The 19,189-nt window shown below is 68.9% G+C and carries 16 protein-coding genes; 12 read left to right on the top strand and 4 right to left on the bottom strand.

Features of this window, described 5'->3' with window-relative positions; translation table 11 throughout:
- The first annotated feature begins 33 nt into the window (after window positions 1-33).
- The 4 genes from ACN6M5_RS05920 (at window position 34) to ACN6M5_RS05905 (ending at window position 6,304) form a co-directional block, all read left to right on the top strand.
- A complete protein-coding gene (locus ACN6M5_RS05920; RefSeq protein ID WP_434948873.1) occupies window positions 34-3,438 on the top strand; it encodes a pyruvate carboxylase in 3,405 nt (1,134 codons plus the stop codon).
- Between the two features lie 138 nt (window positions 3,439-3,576).
- Window positions 3,577-4,893, top strand: a complete 1,317-nt coding sequence (locus tag ACN6M5_RS05915; protein WP_085368006.1) for a MinD/ParA family ATP-binding protein — start codon at window positions 3,577-3,579, stop codon at window positions 4,891-4,893.
- Between the two features lie 35 nt (window positions 4,894-4,928).
- Window positions 4,929-5,420, top strand: coding sequence for a peptide deformylase (def, locus tag ACN6M5_RS05910; RefSeq protein ID WP_085368004.1), 492 nt, complete (start codon window positions 4,929-4,931; stop codon window positions 5,418-5,420).
- Window positions 5,421-5,458: 38 nt separating this feature from the next.
- The gene (locus ACN6M5_RS05905) at window positions 5,459-6,304 is read left to right on the top strand and encodes an NAD-dependent epimerase/dehydratase family protein (protein ID WP_085368002.1); all 846 of its coding nucleotides are present in this window, start codon (window positions 5,459-5,461) and stop codon (window positions 6,302-6,304) included.
- 12 nt (window positions 6,305-6,316) lie between these two features.
- Here the strand turns inward: ACN6M5_RS05905 and ACN6M5_RS05900 are convergent, their stop codons facing one another.
- Window positions 6,317-8,146 (bottom strand): AMP-dependent synthetase/ligase, encoded by a 1,830-nt coding sequence (locus tag ACN6M5_RS05900; RefSeq protein WP_434948872.1) that lies wholly within the window; start codon window positions 8,144-8,146, stop codon window positions 6,317-6,319.
- A gap of 146 nt (window positions 8,147-8,292) precedes the next feature.
- On the opposite strand from ACN6M5_RS05900, the gene ACN6M5_RS05895 reads away from it, so the two are divergent.
- The 3 genes from ACN6M5_RS05895 to ACN6M5_RS05885 all read left to right on the top strand — a co-directional run bounded on the left by ACN6M5_RS05895 (window position 8,293) and on the right by ACN6M5_RS05885 (window position 11,399).
- Window positions 8,293-9,243 carry an ROK family glucokinase gene (locus tag ACN6M5_RS05895; protein ID WP_434948871.1) on the top strand — a complete coding sequence of 317 codons (951 nt, stop codon included), beginning with the start codon at window positions 8,293-8,295 and terminating at the stop codon, window positions 9,241-9,243.
- Window positions 9,244-9,252: 9 nt separating this feature from the next.
- Window positions 9,253-9,942: a lysophospholipid acyltransferase family protein gene (locus ACN6M5_RS05890; RefSeq protein ID WP_434948870.1), complete on the top strand. Its 690-nt coding sequence runs from the start codon at window positions 9,253-9,255 to the stop codon at window positions 9,940-9,942.
- A 128-nt stretch (window positions 9,943-10,070) separates the two neighbouring features.
- The gene (locus tag ACN6M5_RS05885) at window positions 10,071-11,399 is read left to right on the top strand and encodes a class II 3-deoxy-7-phosphoheptulonate synthase (protein ID WP_143465573.1); all 1,329 of its coding nucleotides are present in this window, start codon (window positions 10,071-10,073) and stop codon (window positions 11,397-11,399) included.
- Between the two features lie 85 nt (window positions 11,400-11,484).
- Here ACN6M5_RS05885 and pknB read toward each other — a convergent pair whose 3' ends face one another.
- Both pknB and ACN6M5_RS05875 read right to left on the bottom strand, forming a co-directional pair.
- Complete coding sequence (gene pknB, locus ACN6M5_RS05880; protein WP_434948869.1) at window positions 11,485-13,401, bottom strand: Stk1 family PASTA domain-containing Ser/Thr kinase; 1,917 nt, start codon at window positions 13,399-13,401, stop codon at window positions 11,485-11,487.
- Between the two features lie 91 nt (window positions 13,402-13,492).
- The gene (locus ACN6M5_RS05875; protein ID WP_434948868.1) at window positions 13,493-14,641 is read right to left on the bottom strand and encodes a LysM peptidoglycan-binding domain-containing protein; all 1,149 of its coding nucleotides are present in this window, start codon (window positions 14,639-14,641) and stop codon (window positions 13,493-13,495) included.
- Window positions 14,642-14,792: 151 nt separating this feature from the next.
- On the opposite strand from ACN6M5_RS05875, the gene ACN6M5_RS05870 reads away from it, so the two are divergent.
- A complete protein-coding gene (locus tag ACN6M5_RS05870; RefSeq protein ID WP_434948867.1) occupies window positions 14,793-15,134 on the top strand; it encodes an Rv2175c family DNA-binding protein in 342 nt (113 codons plus the stop codon).
- A 19-nt stretch (window positions 15,135-15,153) separates the two neighbouring features.
- Here the strand turns inward: ACN6M5_RS05870 and ACN6M5_RS05865 are convergent, their stop codons facing one another.
- The gene (locus ACN6M5_RS05865; RefSeq protein ID WP_434948866.1) at window positions 15,154-16,272 is read right to left on the bottom strand and encodes a polyprenyl synthetase family protein; all 1,119 of its coding nucleotides are present in this window, start codon (window positions 16,270-16,272) and stop codon (window positions 15,154-15,156) included.
- Window positions 16,273-16,348: 76 nt separating this feature from the next.
- On the opposite strand from ACN6M5_RS05865, the gene ACN6M5_RS05860 reads away from it, so the two are divergent.
- The 4 genes from ACN6M5_RS05860 to ftsL all read left to right on the top strand — a co-directional run bounded on the left by ACN6M5_RS05860 (window position 16,349) and on the right by ftsL (window position 19,181).
- On the top strand, window positions 16,349-16,735 hold the full coding sequence (locus ACN6M5_RS05860; RefSeq protein ID WP_434948865.1) for an SCO2097 family morphological protein: 387 nt from the start codon (window positions 16,349-16,351) through the stop codon (window positions 16,733-16,735).
- Between the two features lie 252 nt (window positions 16,736-16,987).
- Window positions 16,988-17,419 carry a division/cell wall cluster transcriptional repressor MraZ gene (gene mraZ / locus ACN6M5_RS05855; protein WP_085367985.1) on the top strand — a complete coding sequence of 144 codons (432 nt, stop codon included), beginning with the start codon at window positions 16,988-16,990 and terminating at the stop codon, window positions 17,417-17,419.
- Window positions 17,420-17,523: 104 nt separating this feature from the next.
- Entirely contained in the window at window positions 17,524-18,477 is a 954-nt protein-coding gene (gene rsmH / locus ACN6M5_RS05850; RefSeq protein ID WP_085367983.1) for a 16S rRNA (cytosine(1402)-N(4))-methyltransferase RsmH, read from the top strand.
- Complete coding sequence (gene ftsL, locus ACN6M5_RS05845; protein WP_247597089.1) at window positions 18,474-19,181, top strand: cell division protein FtsL; 708 nt, start codon at window positions 18,474-18,476, stop codon at window positions 19,179-19,181. The genes rsmH and ftsL overlap by 4 nt, the downstream gene beginning before the upstream one ends.
- Window positions 19,182-19,189: the final 8 nt, after the last annotated feature.

Below are 19,189 nucleotides of genomic sequence, written 5' to 3'. Positions count from 1 at the left end.
TGTGTGGCGTAGCCCCCTGCTCGAAAGGTCCCCATGTTCCGTAAGATCCTCGTTGCCAACCGCGGTGAAATCGCCATCAGGGCCTTCAGGGCCGCTTACGAGCTCGGCGCTCAAACTGTGGCGGTGTTCCCGTATGAGGACCGCAATTCCATGCACCGCCTCAAGGCGGACGAGGCGTACCAGATCGGCGAGCCGGGCCACCCGGTGCGCGCGTACCTCGACGTGCAGGAGATCATCCGCGTCGCGAAGGAGTCCGGCGCGGACGCGATCTACCCCGGATACGGCTTCCTGTCCGAGAACCCCGAGCTGGCGGAGGCCGCCCGCGAGGCCGGCATCACGTTCATCGGCCCGCCGCCGCGCGTGCTCGAAATGGCCGGAAACAAGGTCACGGCCAAGGAGCACGCCATCGCTGCGGGCGTCCCCGTGCTCAAGTCGACGCCCCCGTCGAAGGACATCGACCTCCTGATCTCCCAGGCGGACGAGATCGGCTTCCCGATCTTCGCCAAGGCGGTCGCAGGCGGCGGCGGACGAGGGATGCGCCGCGTCAACACCAAGGACGACCTCCGCGGAGCCCTCGAAGAGGCCATGCGCGAGGCGGACAGCGCGTTCGGCGACCCGACCATGTTCCTGGAGCAGGCCGTGCTGCGCCCGCGCCACATCGAGGTGCAGATCCTCGCCGACTCGCACGGTGCGACCATGCACCTGTTCGAGCGCGACTGCTCCGTGCAACGCCGTCACCAGAAGGTGATCGAGATCGCCCCGGCGCCGAACCTCGACGACGCCACCCGCCAGGCGCTCTACGCCGACGCGATCGCGTTCGCGAAGTCGATCGGCTACGAGAATGCCGGAACCGTCGAGTTCCTGCTCGACACCGCCGGCGAGCGCGCAGGCGAGCACGTCTTCATCGAGATGAACCCGCGCATCCAGGTGGAGCACACGGTCACCGAGGAGATCACCGACGTCGACCTCGTCCAGTCGCAGATGCGCATCGCGGCGGGGGAGTCGCTGGCCGACCTCGGCCTCAGCCAGGAGACGGTGCACATCCGCGGCGCCGCCCTGCAGTGCCGCATCACCACGGAGGACCCGACCGCGGGCTTCCGCCCGGACACCGGCAAGATCACCACGTACCGCTCGCCGGGTGGCGGCGGCGTCCGCCTCGACGGCGGAACCATCAACCCCGGCGCGCAGATCAGCCCGCACTTCGACTCGATGCTCGCCAAGATGACCTGCCGCGGCCGCGACTTCGCCGCTGCGGTCAGCCGCGCGCGCCGCGGTCTGGCCGAGTTCCGCATCCGCGGTGTCGCCACGAACATCCCGTTCCTGCAGGCCGTGCTCGACGACCCGGACTTCATCGCCGGGGACGTCAGCACCTCGTTCATCGAGGAGCGCCCTGAACTGTTCAAGGGGCGCGCATCCAAGGACCGCGGCACGAAGGTGCTCAACTGGCTCGCCGACGTCACGGTCAACCAGCCGAACGGCGCCCGCCCGGAGACCCACGCACCGGTCGACAAGCTGCCGAAGATCGACCTGAGCGCTCCTGCACCGTCCGGCTCTCGCCAGAAGCTGCTGGAGCTCGGCCCCGCCGGCTTCGCGCAGGCCCTCCGCAACCAGACGGCCCTCGCCGTCACGGAGACCACGTTCCGGGATGCGCACCAGTCGCTGCTGGCCACGCGCGTCCGCACCCGCGACCTGCTCGCCGTCGCTCCGTACGTTGCACGCATGACGCCGGAGCTGCTGTCCGTCGAGGCCTGGGGCGGGGCGACGTACGACGTCGCGCTCCGCTTCCTCGGCGAGGACCCGTGGGAGCGCCTGGCCGCCCTGCGCGAAGCGCTGCCGAACGTGAACATCCAGATGCTGCTGCGCGGCCGGAACACGGTCGGCTACACGCCGTATCCCACCCAGGTGACGGATGCGTTCGTCCGTGAGGCCGCTGCGACCGGTGTGGACATCTTCCGCGTCTTCGACGCCCTCAACGACGTGTCGCAGATGCGCCCGGCGATCGAGTCCGTGCTCGCGACGGGAACCGCCGTCGCCGAGGTGGCCGTCTGCTACACCGGCGACCTGCTCGACCCGAACGAAGACCTCTACACGCTCGACTACTACCTGAAGCTCGCCGAGCAGATCGTGGACTCCGGCGCGCACATCCTCGCGATCAAGGACATGGCGGGTCTGCTGCGTCCCGCGGCGGCCGAGAAGCTCGTCTCCGCGTACCGCGAGCGTTTCGACCTCCCGGTGCACGTGCACACGCACGACACCCCGGGCGGCCAGCTGGCGACCCTGCTCGCGGCCAGCCGCGCAGGTGCGGACGCTGTGGACGTCGCGAGCGCGCCGATGGCGGGCACCACCAGCCAGCCGAGCGCGTCCGCCCTCGTCGCGGCCCTCGCGCACACCGAGCGCGACACGGGCATCTCGCTCGCCTCGGTGAACGCGCTGGAGCCGTATTGGGAGGCCGTGCGCCAGGTCTACCGCCCGTTCGAGTCCGGCCTGCCGGGCCCGACAGGCCGGGTGTACAAGCACGAGATCCCGGGCGGTCAGCTCTCCAACCTGCGTCAGCAGGCCAAGGCGCTCGGCCTCGCAGAGGACTTCGAGCTGGTCGAGGACATGTACGCGGCTGCGAACCAGATCCTGGGCCGCATCCCGAAGGTGACGCCCTCGTCGAAGGTCGTCGGCGACCTCGCGCTGCACCTCGCCGCCGTGCACGCCGACCCGGCCGACTTCGCCGAGAACCCGCAGAACTACGACATCCCGGACTCGGTGGTCGGCTTCATGGCCGGCGAGCTCGGCGAGCTGCCCGGCGGCTGGCCGGAGCCGTTCCGCACCAAGGTGCTCGCGGGCAAGACCGTCAAGGTCGGCGTCGAAGACCTCTCGGCCGCCGACGCGAAGGCGCTGGAAGGCTCGAGCGAGGAGCGCCGTTCGACGCTCAACCGCCTGCTCTTCCCGGCTCCCACGCGCATCTACGAGCAGATGCGGGAGCTCTTCGGAGACCTGTCCGTCGTCGACTCGCTCGACTACCTCTACGGCCTCAAGCAGGGCACGGAGCACGTCATCGAGATCGACAAGGGCGTTCGCCTCTACATCGGCCTGGAAGCCATCGGCGAGGCCGACGAGAAGGGGATGCGCACGGTCATGACCACGCTCAACGGCCAGCTCCGGCCGGTGTTCGTGCGTGACCGCGGCATCGTCGTCGAGTCCAAGGCCGCCGAGAAGGCCGACAGCGCCAAGCCCGGCCAGGTGGCCGCCCCGTTCTCCGGAGTGGTGACCCTGCAGGTCGCGGTCGGTGACACGGTGGCAGCAGGGCAGGCCGTCGCATCCATCGAGGCGATGAAGATGGAGGCGGCCATCACCGCCCCCATCGCCGGCACCATCGAGCGCCTCGCCATCCCGAAGACCCAGCAGGTGGATGCGGGCGACCTCCTGGTCGTCGTCGCCCCCGCCTGATCCCCCCTCACGATCGAGTCCGGACTCGTTCACGCGTCACCCGGTGTGGCGCGTGAATACGTCCGGACTCGATTGCTGTGCGCGGCGGCCAGCTAAACTGGTGGGCGCCGCGTGCAGCGGCAGAAAGAGACGTGATCCGTGCCAGACAACCTCAAGCCCGAGCGCCCCGAACCGGGCGCGCTCGTGTCGCCTGACGACGATCTGACCATCTCGGTTCCGGAGAATCTCAGCATCGCCGTCGATCTTCCGCCCGCCCCGGCGCCCGAGGTGCCGGAGGACGAGGCCGCCGTCGCGATCGACGAGGTCCCGGTCGACCCCGGTTTCGTCGCGTCGCCCGCAGAGCCGACCACCATGTCGGTCGCCATCGTCGCCTCCCGGCACACCACGGGGCCCACCGGCACCATCGCAGCGGACGCGGCCCAGGACGCGCAGCGCGACGTGCCGGACCTGCCGTCGTCCGACCCGTTCTCGCAGTCCCGCCGCGGGCGCCTGCGCGGCGAGCACTCGCAGCAGCCGGAGCCGGCCGCCATGCTCACCGCCGACCGCCTGCTGGAGGTCAACCGCAACACGCGCCCCGGCCCGGAGGGCGGCTGGCAGCGCTTCGTCTACAACGTCACGTTCCGGATGGTCAACCTCGGCGACTCCGCCAAGGCGCGCGCCCGCAAGGAGCTCGACCACCGCATCCAGAAGCAGTTCGAGGGCGGAACGCGCTTCGTCCCCGTGCTCACCCGCAAGGGCGGCGTCGGCAAGACCACCGTCACCACCCTGCTCGGGATGGCGCTGGCCGACGCCCGCGAAGACCGCATCGTCGCGATCGACGCGAACCCCGACCGCGGCACCCTGTCGGAGCGCGTCCCCAAGCAGACCCGGGCAACGGTGCGGGATGTGGTGCACAAGGCCGCGAGCATCGGCGGCTTCACCGACTTCTCCGCCCTCGTCTCCCGCGACGAGACCAGGCTCGACATCCTCGCCTCCGACACCGACCCTCTGCTCTCCGAGGCGTTCGACGAGAACGACTACAACGTGGTCGCCGACCTGTCCGCCCGGTTCTACTCGATCGTGCTCACCGACTGTGGCACCGGCATCGTCCACTCGGTGATGCGCGCCACCCTGCAGCGTGCAGACTCCGTCGTGATCGTCTCCGGCGGCAGCGTCGACGAGGCGCGTCTCGCGTCCGAGACGCTGACCTGGCTGGAGGCGAACGGCTACGGCGACCTCGTCAGGAACGCCGTCGTGGCGCTCAACACGGCCACCCAGGGAACCAACCTGGTGAAGCTCGAGGAGATCGAGTCGCACTTCCTGTCGCGCGTCCGCGACGTCGTGCGCATCCCGTACGACCCGCAGCTGGCCGCGGGCTCCGTCGTGTCGTACAAAGACCTGAAGCCCCTGACCAAGCAGTCGGCGCGCACGCTCGCCGCTCTGGTGGTCGAGGGCCTGCCCACCACGCGCGCCTGAGCCGCGCATCCCGTGCCCCTGCCAAGGAGACAGCTGTGACCGAACGTCAGATCCGCCTGTTCGGCGACCCCGTCCTGAAGACCGTGTCCGAGCCCATCGGAGACATCGACGACGGCGTGCGCGGCCTGGTGGAAGACCTGGTGGACAGCGTGCTGCCGCCCGGGCGAGCGGGCGTCGCCGCCCCGCAGATCGGCGTGAACCTGCGCGCGTTCAGCTACAACGTCGACGGCGAGATCGGCTACGTCATCAACCCGGTGCTCGTCGAGGTGTCCGGAGAGCCGGAGCTGGTGGACGAGGGCTGCCTGTCCGTGCCCGGACTCTGGTTCAAGACCGCCCGCTACCCGTCGGCGACGGTGCGCGGCATCGACCTCGACGGCAACGAGATCGAGGTGTCCGGCACCGGCGTCATGGCGCAGGCGCTGCAGCACGAGACCGACCACCTCGACGGGAAGCTCTACCTCGACAGGCTGGACAAGGACAGCAGGCGCGAGGCGATGAAACAGGTCCGCGAGTCGGACTGGTTCTGATCGGCCGTCTGCGCCCGTCCGACGCCTAGACTGGCGACATGCGTATCGCGGTCACCGGTGGATCAGGAAAACTCGGGCGCACGGTCGTCCGCGAACTGAGGGCGGCGGGCAACACCGTCGTGAATCTGGATGCGACGGGGGAGCGCGGTCCCGGCTTCGTCCGTGTCGACCTCACCGACTACGGCCAGACCATCGACGCGATCCTCGGCGTCAACGACGTGCACGACGGCTTCGACGCGATCGTGCACCTCGCCGCGATCCCCGCACCGGGCATCCTGAGCGACGTCGCCACCTTCCACAACAACATCCGGGTCACGTACAACGTGTTCCAGGCGGCGCGCAGGGCGGGCATCCGGAATATCGTGTACGCCTCGAGCGAGACCGTCCTCGGACTGCCGTTCGACGTGCCGCCGCCGTACATCCCGGTGGACGAGGACTACCCGGCCCGTCCGGAGAGCACGTACTCGCTGGTCAAGCACCTCGAGGAGCAGCTGGCGATCGAGCTGGTGCGCTGGGACCCGGCGCTCAAGATCGTCGCGCTGCGGTTCTCGAACGTGATGAACCCGGAGGACTACGCGGCGTTCCCCGGCTTCGATGCGGACGCGCAGGCGCGCAAGTGGAACCTGTGGGGCTACATCGACGCCAGAGACGGCGCGCAGGCGATCCTGCGGGCGCTGGAATGGGACACCACCGGGTTCGACCGCTTCATCATCGCCGCGGCCGACACCGTGATGACCCGCCCGAACGCCGAGCTCGTCGCCGAGGTGTTCCCCGGCGTGCCCCTGAAGGGCGAACTGGGGGTCAACGACTCGCTGCTGTCGATCGCCAAGGCCCGCCGGGTGCTCGGCTATGAGCCGGAGCACACCTGGCGGGACGAGGTCTGACCTGCCTCTGGGCTAGTGCGCCAGTGAGATGCCCTGCGTCGCCGGGGCTCCGCTGTAGATGCCGTCGATCACGTCGGCGAAGTCGGCCAGGATCACGTTGCGCTTGATGCTGAGCTTCGGCGTGAGGTGTCCGCTCGCCTCGGTGAGGTCCGTCGAGAGGATCACGAACTTCCGGATGGACTCCGCGCGCGAAACCTTGCCGTTCGCCGCCTCGATGGCCCGCTCGATCTCGGCGTAGACGGCCGGGTTGACCGACGCCTCCGCGAGGGTCATGTCCTTGTCCTCGCCGTTGTTGGCGAGCCAGGTGGGCAGCATCTCGGTGTCGAGCGTGACCAGCGCTGCGATGAACGGCTTCTGGTCGCCGACGACGATCACCTGGCTGACCAGCGGGTTCGCCCGCACCGGGTCCTCCAGTGCGGCGGGGGAGACGTTCTTGCCGCCCGCGGTGACGATGATCTCCTTCTTGCGGCCGGTGATCGTGAGGAAGCCGTCGTCGTCGAACGAGCCGAGGTCACCCGTGCGGAACCAGCCGTCGTCGAACGCCGCCTCTGTCGCTTCCGGGTTCTTCCAGTACTCCTTGAAGACGTTGATCCCCTTGACCTCGATCTCGTCGTCGTCCGCGAGACGCAGGGAGACGCCGGGGAGGGCGGGGCCGACCGTGCCGATCCGGAAGGTGTCCGGCCGGTTCACCGTGGCGGGCGCCGTGGTCTCGGTGAGGCCGTAGCCCTCCAGGATCTTGATGTCGAGGCTGTGGAAGAAGTGGCCGAGGTGCGCGCCGAGCGGCGCGGAGCCGGACACGGCGTACTTCACCCTGCCGCCCATCGCGGCGCGCAGCTTGCTGTAGACCAGCCGGTCGAAGATCGCGAAGCGCAGGCGCAGGCCGAACGACACGGCTCCCGCCTCGACGGCCTGGGAGTGCTCGACGGCCACGGCGGCGGCCTTGCGGAAGATCTTGCCCTTGCCGCCGGACTCCGCCTTCTGCTCGGCCGAGTTGTACACCTTCTCGAACACCCGGGGCACGGCGAGGAGGAACGTCGGCTTGAAGCTCGCGAGCGCGGGAAGCAGCTGCTTGGTGTCCGCCTGGTGGCCCACCTTCACCCCGGCCGTCACGCAGAGCACGGCGATGAAGCGCGCGAAGATGTGCGCCGTCGTGATGAACAGCAGAGTGGATGCGCCACCCGGCTGCATCACGACCTCCTTGAGCGCCTCCGCCGAGTTGCGGGACAGCTCGACGAAGTTGGAGTGCGTGAGGACGCATCCCTTCGGCCGGCCGGTCGAGCCGGAGGTGTAGATCAGCGTTCCGATGTCGTCACCGCGCGCGAGGTTCCTGCGGCGCTCGATCTCGCCGTCCGGGATGGCCGTGCCGGACGCGGCGAGCTTGTCCAGGTCGCCGAGGTGGATCTGCCACACGTTGCCGATCTCCGGGAGGTCGGCGTGCACCTCGTCGAACCTGGCGAACATCTCCGGCGTTTCCAGGATGACGGCGATGGCGCCGGAGTCGCTCATGTTCCACTGCACCTGGGCGGGGGAGGAGGTCTCGTAGATCGGGACGAGCACGCCGCCGGTGAACCAGACGGCGAAGTCGATCAGCGACCACTCGTAGCGCGTCTTGCACATCAGCCCGATCTTGTCGCCCGGCTGGATGCCCGCCTGCACGAAACCCTTCGACAGGGCGACGACCTGGCGCAGGAACTCCGCCGCCGTGAGGTCTTTCCAGCCGTCGCCGTCCGGGAGGCTGAACAGGGGCGCATCCGGAGTCGCCGCGACGCGATCGACCAGGAGGTCGGTGGCGTTCGCCTCTGGGTCTGCTGGGACGATGGCGGGTGAATCGAACTGTTTCACGGTAGCTCCCTCGGTACCGGGGTGGACATCAGGCGCCCAGATGGCTTCCGCCGAACTGGGTAACTACACTCTAGATGGTGCGGATGTGAGTCTTCTGGCGCTCGCCGACTCCCGCGCCCAACCCGCAATCGAACGAAAGGCTGTCTGTGCACGCGATCGGTATCGACATCGGCGGAACGAAGATCGCGGGGGCCGTCGTCGACGAGCTGGGCACGATCGTCCGGGAGGACAGGGTGCCCACCGACGCAGCACAGCCGCACGAGATCGAGAACGCCGTCGTCGAGATGATCGAGCGGCTCTCCGACGGGCCGGAGGAGATCGCGGGGGCCGGTGTCGCCGCCGCCGGCTTCATCGACGCCGCGCAGTCCACCGTCTATTACGCCCCCAACATCAACTGGCGCAACGAGCCGTTCCGGGAGAAGCTCGAGAAGCGCGTCGACCTGCCGATCCTGATCGAGAACGACGCGAACGCCGCGGGATGGGCGGAGTTCCGCTACGGGGCAGGGCGCCTGGTCAGCGACATGGTCATCCTCACGATCGGCACAGGCGTCGGCGGCGCGATCGTCAGCGGCGACCGGCTGTTCCGCGGCGGCTTCGGCGCCGGCGCGGAGGTCGGCCACATGCGCGTCGTCCCCGGCGGCCTTCCGTGCGGCTGCGGCGCTCACGGCTGCATCGAGCAGTACGGCTCCGGTCGGGCTCTGCAGCGCATGGCGAACGAGCTCGCGGACGCGGGCGGCATCGGGCAGACCCTCGCGGACGTGCGCTCCAGGAAGGGCTCGCTCAGCGGCACGGACATCAGCGAGCTGATCATGGCGGGAGACCCCGGCGCGCTCGCGGCGCTCCGCCAGCTCGGCGACTGGCTCGGCCAGGCCTGCGCGAGCCTCGGCGCCGTGCTCGACCCCCAGCTGTTCGTGTTCGGCGGCGGCGTCGCCCAGGCTGGCGAGCTGCTGCTCGAACCGATCAGGCTCGCCTACCTGGAGAACCTCCCGGCGCGCGGGTTCCACCCGGAGCCGGAGTTCCGCATCGCCGAGCTCGTGAACGACGCCGGAGTGGTCGGCGCCGCCGACCTCGCACGGTTGCACGCGACCGCACGTTAGGCTGAGCCGGTGTTCTACTGGCTGATGAAGCACCTGATCGCGGGCCCCCTGCTGAAGGGGATCTTCCGCCCGTGGGTCGTGGGGCTCGAGAACGTGCCGGCGAACGGCGCCGTCATCCTGGCCAGCAACCACCTGTCGTTCATCGACTCGATCTTCCTTCCGCTCGTCGTCGACAGGCACGTCTCCTTCCTCGCCAAGAGCGACTACTTCACCAGGAAGGGTTTCAAAGGCTGGGCGACCAAGTCGTTCATGACGGCGACCGGCCAGATCCCGATCGACCGCTCCGGCGGCAAGGCGTCGGAGGACTCGCTCAACACCGGCCTCGCCGTGCTGTCCCGCGGCGAGATCCTGGGCATCTATCCGGAGGGGACGCGCAGCCCGGACGGCAAGCTCTACCGCGGCCGCACCGGCGTGGCCAGGATGATCCTGGAGGGCGAGGTGCCGGTCGTCCCCGTCGCGATGGTCGACACCGAGAAGATCATGCCGATCGGGACGCGCCTGCCGAAGATCGGCCGCATCGGCATCATCATCGGCGAACCGATCGAATTCTCCCGGTTCGAAGGGATGGAGGGTGACCGGTTCATCCTGCGCTCGGTCACCGACGAGATCATGTACCGGCTGCACGCGCTGAGCGAGCAGGAGTACGTGGATGTCTACGCCAGTAGCGTGAAGGAAAAGCGCGCAGCGCTTTCACGGTAGGCTCAAGTACCCGGCGCCGCCCGTGCGCCGAACCCACCCATCGGCATGCCGATTTCGAGGCACGCCCTGAACTGAGCGGAAGACCAGTGCTAGACACCTCCGATCCCGTCGTTTTGGCTGACGAGTCTGTGATCGAGGGCCTGGACTATTGGCGCACGCTCGAGATCAAGCAGCAGCCGACCTGGCCAGACCCGGATGCGGCGGCAGCGGCCTCCGCGGAGATCGCCACGCTTCCCCCTCTCGTCTTCGCGGGCGAGGTGGACCAGCTGCGCGAGCGGCTCGGCCGCGCGGCGGACGGCAAGGCGTTCCTGCTGCAGGGCGGCGACTGTGCAGAGACCTTCGCAGGCGCGACGGCCGACCAGATCCGCAACAGGGTCAAGACCGTGCTGCAGATGGCCGTGGTTCTGACCTACGGCGCATCCATGCCCGTCATCAAGATGGGGCGCATGGCCGGGCAGTTCGCCAAGCCGCGCTCCAGCGACACGGAGACGCGCGGCGGCGTGACGCTGCCCGCATACCGGGGCGACATCGTCAACGGCTACGACTTCACGCCGGAGTCGCGCCAGGCCGACCCGCGCAGGCTCGTGCAGGGCTACCACACGGCCGCATCCACGCTGAACCTCATCCGGGCGTTCACGCAGGGTGGTTTCGCCGACCTGCGCCAGGTGCACAGCTGGAACAGGGGCTTCGCAGCGAACCCGGCCAACCAGCGCTACGAGGGCCTCGCCAAGGAGATCGACCGCGCGATCAAGTTCATGGAGGCGGCAGGCGCCGACTTCGACGAGCTGAAGCGTGTCGAGTTCTACTCCAGCCACGAGGGCCTGCTGATGGACTACGAGCGTCCGATGACGCGCATCGACTCGCGCACGGGCACCCCGTACAACACGTCGGCGCACTTCATCTGGATCGGGGAGCGCACGCGCGACCTCGATGGAGCGCACGTCGACTTCCTGTCCAGGGTGCGCAACCCGATCGGCGTGAAGCTCGGCCCGTCGACCACCCCGGAGACGATGCTGGAGCTCATCGAGAAGCTCGACCCGAACCGCGAGCCTGGGCGTCTGACGTTCATCACGCGGATGGGTGCAGGCAAGATCCGGGATGCGCTTCCCCCGCTGCTCGAAGCGATCAAGGCGTCCGACGCCCGCCCGCTGTGGGTCACCGACCCGATGCACGGCAACGGCCTGACGACTCCGAACGGCTACAAGACGCGTCGTTTCGACGACGTGGTGGACGAGGTCAAGGGCTTCTTCGAGGCGCACCGCGCCGCGGGGACGCACCCGGGCGGCATCCACGTGGAGCTGACCGGCGACGACGTCACCGAGTGCCTCGGCGGCTCGGAGCACATCGACGAGGAGACGTTGGCGACCCGCTACGAGTCGCTCTGCGACCCGCGCCTCAACCACATGCAGTCGCTCGAGCTCGCCTTCCTCGTCGCCGAGGAGCTCGCCGCCCGCTGACCCCGGCTCCCCGCATCATCGAGTCCGAACTTATTCACGCCGCGCCCGGCGCGTCGCGTGAATACGTTCGGACTCGATTGCGTGGTCAGCCGAAGATGGGCTTGAACGCGACCTTGACGGTCGAGCCCTTCTTGACGTCGGTGCCCGCTGTCGGGTTGGTGCTCGCGACGATGGCGACACCCGGGAGGATGTCTGCTGTCTTGTCGTAGTCGAGCTGGAAGCCGGCGTCCTGGAGCATCTTCTTGGCGTCGATCCAGGTCTTGCCGGCCACGTCGGGCACCGGCACGGGCTCCGGGCCCTTGGACGTCTCGAGCAGCAGGGTGTCGCCCGGCTTCACCGGGGCGTCGCTCTGCGCCTGGGCCTGGATGACGTCGCCCTCGGGGACCGTGTCGCTGTAGCTCTGCGGGCCGGCGTCGACGAGCAGCCCGACGTCTTTGAGGATCGCCGTCGCGTCGGCGACCGACTTGCCGGCCACCGACGGGATGGGGCCGGCCGAGACCACGAGGCTCACCTTCGCGCCCTCGAAGTACTTGCCGCCGCCGGACAGGTCGGCGCCCTCCGCCGTCGAGGCGGCGAGCACCGTGTCCTTCGGCACCTTGGCGTCGAACTGCTCCGCGATCGGGCCGACCTGGGCGCCCGCGCCCGTGATCAGCGTCTTGGCCTTGTCGATCGGCTGGCCGGCGAGGGCGGGAATGTCGATCGGCTTCGGCCCCTGCGATACCTTGATCGTGACGGTGCTGCCGCGGTTCGCGGACGCGCCTGGTTCGGGATCGGTGTTCGAGACCAGGCCGGTCGCGATCGTCGTGCTGTACTCCTGCCCGAGCGCCGTCTGGAAGCCGAGCGCCTTCAGCTGGGCCGCCGCCGCCTCCGGGGTCTTGCTCGCCACGTTCGGGATCTGCACCATCGAGCCGGGCCCCGAGCCGAAGTACCAGCCCGTGCCGCCCGCGACGCCGGCGAGCAGGATGACCAGCGCGAACAGCCACCATCCCTTGCCCCTCCTGCGCTTGGCCGTGGCGGTGAGCGTGTCGATGCTGCTCGGGGTGGTGGATGCGACCTGCTGCCGGATGGCGGGGTTGATGATCTGGGTGTCGCCGTCCGCGATGCCGGGGCCGAACGCCGGGGGCATGACCATCGTGGGCTGGAAGGACGCGGTCTCGCCCCTGATCGCCTTCTCCGCCTCGACGAGACGGTCGAGCATCTCCCTGGCGTCCTTCGGACGCTGGTCGGGGTCTTTCGCCGTCGCCCAGAGCACGAGGTCGTCGAGCTCGGGAGGAACCGAGGGGTTCTTGCTGCTCGGCGACGGCACGGCGTCGTTGGCGTGCTGGTACGCGATCTGCATGGGCTGCTCGCCCTTGAAGGGCTGCTCGCCGGTCAGCATCTCGAACATCATGATGCCGAGCGCGTAGATGTCGCTGCGCGCGTCGGCCACACCACGGGTGACGAGTTCGGGGGAGAGGTAGGCGATGGTGCCGAGCAGCGCCTGCCCGGTGGCCGTGTTGGCGCTCGCGGCGCGGGCGAGCCCGAAGTCGCCGATCTTGATGCGGCCGTCGTCGGCCAGCAGCACGTTCTCCGGCTTGAGGTCGCGGTGCACGATCCCCGCCTTGTGCGCGGCGGCGAGCCCGGAGAGCACGGCCTCCATGATGTCGATGGTCTGCTCGGGGGTGAGCTTGCCGTAGTCCTTGAGGAGGTCGCGCAGGGTGATGCCCGGCAGGTACTCCATCACCAGGTACGCCATGTCGGAGTCCTGGCCCTGGTCGAACACGTTGACGACGTTGGGATGCGCGAGCCTGGCGGCCGAGCGCGCCTCCTGGACGAAGCGGCTCTTGAAGGTGCTGTCGTCGGCGAGGTGGCCGTGCATGACCTTGATGGCGACGCGGCGCTCGAGGCGCAGATCGGTGGCGAGGTACACCGTCGCCATGCCGCCTCTGGCGATCCGCGAGCGCACCTGATAGCGGCCGTCGATAAGACGGCCGATCATGGGATCGGTCTGGCTCGTGGTCACGAGTCGAGTTTAGGGAAAGGGGTCTGCGCGAAGCCTGCAAAACACCGTGAACGGCCGGGCCGTGATCGCGTTGTGACCATCCGGCGCCCGATCAGCCGAGCTGGGCGAGCCAGGCCCGCGCCGACGCCTCCCATTTCGCGTACGCGTCCGGGTACGCGGAGATCTGGACGGCCTGTGCGGCCTGGGTCACGGTCATCGACGCCCAGCCGGGGATGTCGAGCAGACCGCGGGTGCGTCCCGCGTTCGGATTGTGCGGGCCGCCGTAGAACGCGGTCGCTGCGAAACGCGGGTCGAGGATCTGGTCGGGGGTGCCCCATCCGGTGCTCGGGCGCTGCTGGAACAGGCCGAGCGAGTCGCGGTCTCCGTAGCGCACGTTGCGCATCCCGGACTCCTGGGCGGCGGCGGCGAGGGCGATGACGATGCCCTGGTCGCTGACGCCCTCCTGGCGGCCGACCTGCACGATCACGGCGGCGTTGGCCCGCATCTCGTCGGTCAGTGCGACGACGGCGCCGGTGGCCGGGGCGGGGATGGGGGCGGGCGCGACAGGCGCGGGAGCTGGAGCCGGCGCGGGAGCGGGGGCGGGGGCGGGGGCCACGGCGTGCGGCGTGTTCACCGCGGCGGTCGCCATCCCGGGGATGGTCACGAGCTGGCCGGGGAAGATGAGGCTGGAGCTGCTGAGGCCGTTGGCGCTCAGGACGGCGCTGGTCGCCACGCCGAACCGGGCGGCGATGCCGCTGATGGTGTCTCCGGACGCGACCTTGTACTTGCTCGCGGCGGGAACGGGCGACGGAGCGGTGACGGGGGTCGCGACGGCTCCTCCGCTGAGGGCGAGCACCTGGCCGGGGAAGATCAGGCTCTTCCAGCTGAGCCCGTTGAGGGCGAGGATGCTCGCGGTGGAGAGGCCGAAGCGTCCGGCGATGCCGGAGACGGTGTCTCCGTTCTGCACGCGGTAGCTCGCGGGAGCGGATGCGACGGCGGTGCGAGCGGTGGATGCGGTCTGGCCGCCGCCGATGGAGCTCACGGTGGAGTTCTCGCCGGCCTTCTGCGGCGCCTTCTCCTTGGCACGCTCCGCCTCACCGCTCTGCACCTCTGCGTGGGCGGGGGTCACCAGTCCGAGCGTGACGGCCACCGAGCTGGCGATGGCGATGGGCACGGTGCCGAAGAGCGAGCGCGTCGTGCGGCGCTGAGCGCGCGTCGGAGTGTCCGTCGTTGATTCGGCGCTGCTGTCGAGAATCGACATAGAACCTCCACCTCCGTGCTGTGTTGCGAGCCTCCACGCTGACACACAATGAATAAGGAGTCAATTAGTGTGACGGATGTGATTTGAGTTTACATGATCGTAACAATTGGATACGCTCACGCTCCGCCCCGTCTCGTGGGAGGCTTAAGACGTGACTGAGCAAGCCCCAGCCCGCGAGTGGCTGACCATTCCCGACCTCGTCGACTCCCTCGGACTGGGCGTCAGCCGGGTCCGCCGCCTGATCGACGACCGCCACCTCGCGGCCAAGCGCATCGACGGCGTCCTCAAGGTCCCGTCCGACTTCATCAAAGACGGCCAGCCGCTCGGAGAGCTCCGCGGCACCCTGATCGTCCTCGGCGACGCAGGGTTCAACGACGAAGAGGCCGTCGATTGGCTGATCGAGGAGGAGGAGACCCTCGGGGCCGCTCCCATCGACGCGTTGCGCGCCGGCCGCAAGGCCGAGGTGCGGAGGGTCGCCCAGGCTCTCGCCTGAGTGGTCGCCCTCTGGCGCGTCAGTAGTTCCTGCGGGTGACCGTCACGGCCAGCTCGCGCAGCTGAGCCTTGGCCTGCGCGCCGATCGGTGCGGACTCGAGCGCCTCGATCGCCCTGGCCACGTTGTCGGCGATCAGCTTCTCCACCTTGTCGACGGCTCCGGATGCCCGGATCGTCATCTGCATGGTCTCGATCTGCTGCGCCGTGAGCGACGGGTCGCCGAGCAGTTCGTCGAGGGTGGAGCGCGCTCCGCTCGGGATGGCCTCCCTGGTGAGCGCGATCAGCACCGTGCGCTTGCCCTCGCGGAGGTCGTCGCCGCTCGGCTTTCCGGTGACGGACGCGTCGCCGAACACCCCGAGCAGGTCGTCGCGCAGCTGGTACGCGATCCCGAGCGGGAGGCCGAACGAGCGCAGGGCGTCGAGCTGACCGAGCGTCGCCCCCGCGAGGCTCGCGCCGATGAGCAGGGGAGCCTCGATGCTGTACTTGGCCGACTTGTAGACGATGACACGCTCGGCGCGCTCCAGCTGGTCGGTGTCCGGCTGGCTGCTCCAGCCGATCTCTTCGAAGATGTCGAGGTACTGACCGGCCATCACGTCGATGCGCATCCTGTTGAACTCGGCCCGCGCCGCCCGCCTGGCCGACGGGCTGACCACCTCGGTGAGCGATTCGTCGAACAGCTCGTCGCTCAGGATCAGCAGCAGGTCGCCGAGCAGGGTCGCAGCCCCCGTACCGAAGGCGGCGCCGGAACCCTGCCAGCGGTTGGCCGCGTGCAGCTCCTCGAAGCGGCGGTGGGCGGCCGGTGCGCCGCGGCGGGTGTCCGAGTTGTCGATGATGTCGTCGTGCACGAGCGCGGCGGCGTGGAACACCTCCAGGGCGCTCGCGGCGGAGACCACGGCGTCGAGCGGGCCGCCCGGTGTGATGGGCGCCTCGAAGTCATCGTCTCCGGCCGATCGGACCGCCTGCCAGCCCCAGAAACAGAACAGTGCGCGGAAACGCTTGCCGCCGCTGAGAAAATCCCGGGAGTAAGCCGCGATCGGGGAGAGTTCGTCCGCTATGGAGACGAGAATGGATGCGCGTGCATCGAGGAACCCATCGATTCTGGACTGGATGAGGTCGACGAACCGAATGCTTTCTGACACACGCCTAGCCTAGCCATCGAGGCGGGACTAGAATCAGGCTCACAACGCCACGAACCCGGGAAAGAGGGGGAAACGGATGCCGCTTTCGGAACATGAGCAGCGCCTCCTCGAAGAGATGGAGCGCAGCCTCTATCAGAACGACGCAGATTTCGTCGCGAAGGTCGGGGGCACGCGAGCTCGCCCCGCATACCGGTCGATCGTCCTCGGCATCCTGATCGCCGTCGTCGGCATCGGAACCCTGGTCACCGGGGTCTTCGTGCAGCAGCCGCTCGTCGGCATCCTCGGCTTCGTGGTGATGTTCGCCGGCGTCCTGCTGGCCATCGCCCCCGGCAAGCGCATCGCGCCGGATCCGGATGCGGCCACGTCGTCGTCCCGGGGCGCCAAGCAGGGCAAGGCAGCCCAGGCCGGGTTCATGAACAAGCTCAACGACCGCTGGGACAAGCGCCAGGACGGGCAGGGCTAGCCCGCCACCCACCGCGCTCCACCGCACTCCCTTTTCGGGCCGATCTTCGGATCGGCCCTTTTTTTGTGCCCTTTTCACGCCACTGGCGTCCCAAATCCATCCACTTTCCTCCACCGCGAAAATCCCTGATTTTCTGCGGCAGTTTGACCCCACAACGGGGATTTATTCCCGAAGTTGCTGATTTTGTGGATGGTTGTGGAGTAAAGTGGAGTCACACCGCAACCTTGGCCGGAAGAGTGGGGGGAGTCACCGATGTTTCTCGGTACGTACGCCCCCAAACTCGACGAAAAAGGGCGCATCATCCTGCCGGCCAAATTCCGGGATGAGCTCGCGTCCGGCATCGTCCTCACTCGCGGCCAGGAGCACTGCGTCTACGTCTTCAGCCAGCGCGAGTTCGAGGCGCTGCACGAGAAGATCCGCCAGGCGCCGGTGACGAGCAAGCAGGCCCGCGACTACCTCCGCGTCTTCCTCTCCGGGGCGAGCGCAGAGGTTCCGGACAAGCAGCACCGCGTGACGGTGCCGACGGCCCTCCGCTCGTACGCGGGACTCGATCGCGACCTGGTCGTGATCGGCGCGGGAAGCCGCGCGGAGATCTGGGACGCACAGGCATGGGAGACCTACCTGGCCGAGCAGGAAGCAACATTCGCCAACACCACAGAGGAGGTGATTCCGGGACTCTTCTAGCCCCTGACGCCTGACTCCCAGCCATTCATCGCCCTGACGCACTTCCCCGGCGCCAGGTACCGAATGGATGGGGATCAGGATTCAGGAGCCGGTCCTCTCGCATCATGACCGACGATCAGATTCACACCCCGGTACTCCTCGAGCGCTGCATCGAGCTGCTGGCCCCCGCCCTCGAAAAGCCGGGAGCCGTCTTCGTCGATGCCACCCTCGGCATGGGAGGGCACTCGGCCGGCATCCTCGAGCGCTTCCCCGACGTCACCCTGGTCGGCCTCGACCGCGACCCGGACGCCCTCGCCATCGCGGGGGAGCGGCTGGCGCGGTTCGGCGACCGCATCCACCTGGTGCACACGGTCTACGACGGCATCCAGGATGCGCTCGACGGGCTGGGCATCGACGAGGTGCACGGCATCCTCTTCGACCTGGGCGTCTCATCGCTGCAGCTCGACAGGGTGGAGCGCGGCTTCTCGTACTCGAAGGATGCGCCGCTCGACATGCGCATGGACGGCACGAGCGAGCTGACGGCGGCCACGATCCTCGCCGAGTACAGCGAGGCGGACCTGCGCCGCATCTTCCGTGAGTACGGCGAGGAGAAGCTGGCGGCGCGCTACGCCCAGAAGATCGTCGCGGCCCGCGAGGTCGAGCCGTTCGTGCGGTCGGCCCAGCTGGTCGACGTGATCACCAAGGCCACCCCGGTGGCCGTCCAGCGCCAGGGACACCCGGCCAAGCGCGTCTTCCAGGCGCTGCGGATCGAGGTCAACCAGGAGCTGTCCGTGCTCGAGCGGGCGATTCCCGCCGCCATCGATGCGCTCGCGGTCGGGGGCCGCATCGTCGTCGAGGCGTACCAGTCGCTCGAAGACAGGATCGTGAAGCGCGAGCTGCAGACGAGGTCCACCTCCAGCGCCCCAGCCGGACTGCCGGTGGAGCTGCCGGAGCACCGGCCGGAGCTGAAGCTGCTGATCCGCGGCGCCGAGCTGGCGAATGACGAAGAGAAGGCGGCCAACCCGAGAGCGACACCCGTTCGTCTCCGTGCAGCCGAACGCGTGAGGAGGGGCTCGTGAGCACCAATCTGGCCGAGAAGCGCCCATCCGTCGGCTGGATCGGCCGCACAGCACCGCAGCAGGAGGTCGAGGAGCGGCCGAGCCACCTCGAGGTCGTCACCACCAGGAGCCAGCGCCGCGCCCGCCCGCGCACCGTCTACGCGATCATCGCGGTCGGCGTGCTGTTCGGCGTCGTCGTCGCGCAGCTGCTGATGAGCATCGCCGTCTCGCAGGGCGCGTACCAGCTCAACACGCTGCAGGACAAGCAGACCGAACTGCAGCGCTCGTACCAGGCCGCGTCGGAAGACCTCAACCGGCTCTCCTCCCCGCAGAACCTGGCGGCGAACGCCAACGCGCTCGGGATGGTGACCAACAGCAACCCCGTCTACCTCCGGCTGTCGGACGGCGCAGTCCTCGGCGCTCCGATCCCGGCCAACGGGGCAGCGGGCACGGTGACCGGCGGTCAGGGCAACCTCGTCCCGAACTCGCTGCTCGCCGGCGTGCCGCTCGCCGCGGCGAAGACCCCGGCCGCCAACGCGACGGCGACGCCGCTCAGCGGCGCGGCCGCAGGGCAGAGCGCTGGCCAGGGCACCGGCCAGACGGCAGGCGCGACGTCCACGGGCGCCGAAGCTGGGAATTCCGGAGGCACGAGCGCGCCGGACAAGGCGGCGACACCTCCGCCCGTACCGTTGGACGGAGCGTTGCCGACCCCGGTGACGCACTGACGCGGGGA

The organism is Leifsonia araucanica (genome assembly GCF_051161895.1).
In the GTDB taxonomy this organism is placed as follows: domain Bacteria; phylum Actinomycetota; class Actinomycetes; order Actinomycetales; family Microbacteriaceae; genus Leifsonia.
Note: the sequence above shows the minus strand (reverse complement) of the source record. Positions and strands in the feature narration are given on the sequence as shown.

Bases quoted from the DNA above. Each gene is read 5' to 3' on its own strand.
- rsmH (WP_085367983.1), top strand. From the start codon at position 17,524: ATGACCGACGATCAGATTCACACCCCGGTACTCCTCGAGCGCTGCATC.
- mraZ (WP_085367985.1), top strand. From the start codon at position 16,988: ATGTTTCTCGGTACGTACGCCCCCAAACTCGACGAAAAAGGGCGCATC.
- ACN6M5_RS05905 (WP_085368002.1), top strand. From the start codon at position 5,459: ATGCGTATCGCGGTCACCGGTGGATCAGGAAAACTCGGGCGCACGGTC.
- ACN6M5_RS05875 (WP_434948868.1), bottom strand. From the start codon at position 14,641: ATGTCGATTCTCGACAGCAGCGCCGAATCAACGACGGACACTCCGACG.
- ACN6M5_RS05920 (WP_434948873.1), top strand. From the start codon at position 34: ATGTTCCGTAAGATCCTCGTTGCCAACCGCGGTGAAATCGCCATCAGG.
- ACN6M5_RS05860 (WP_434948865.1), top strand. From the start codon at position 16,349: ATGCCGCTTTCGGAACATGAGCAGCGCCTCCTCGAAGAGATGGAGCGC.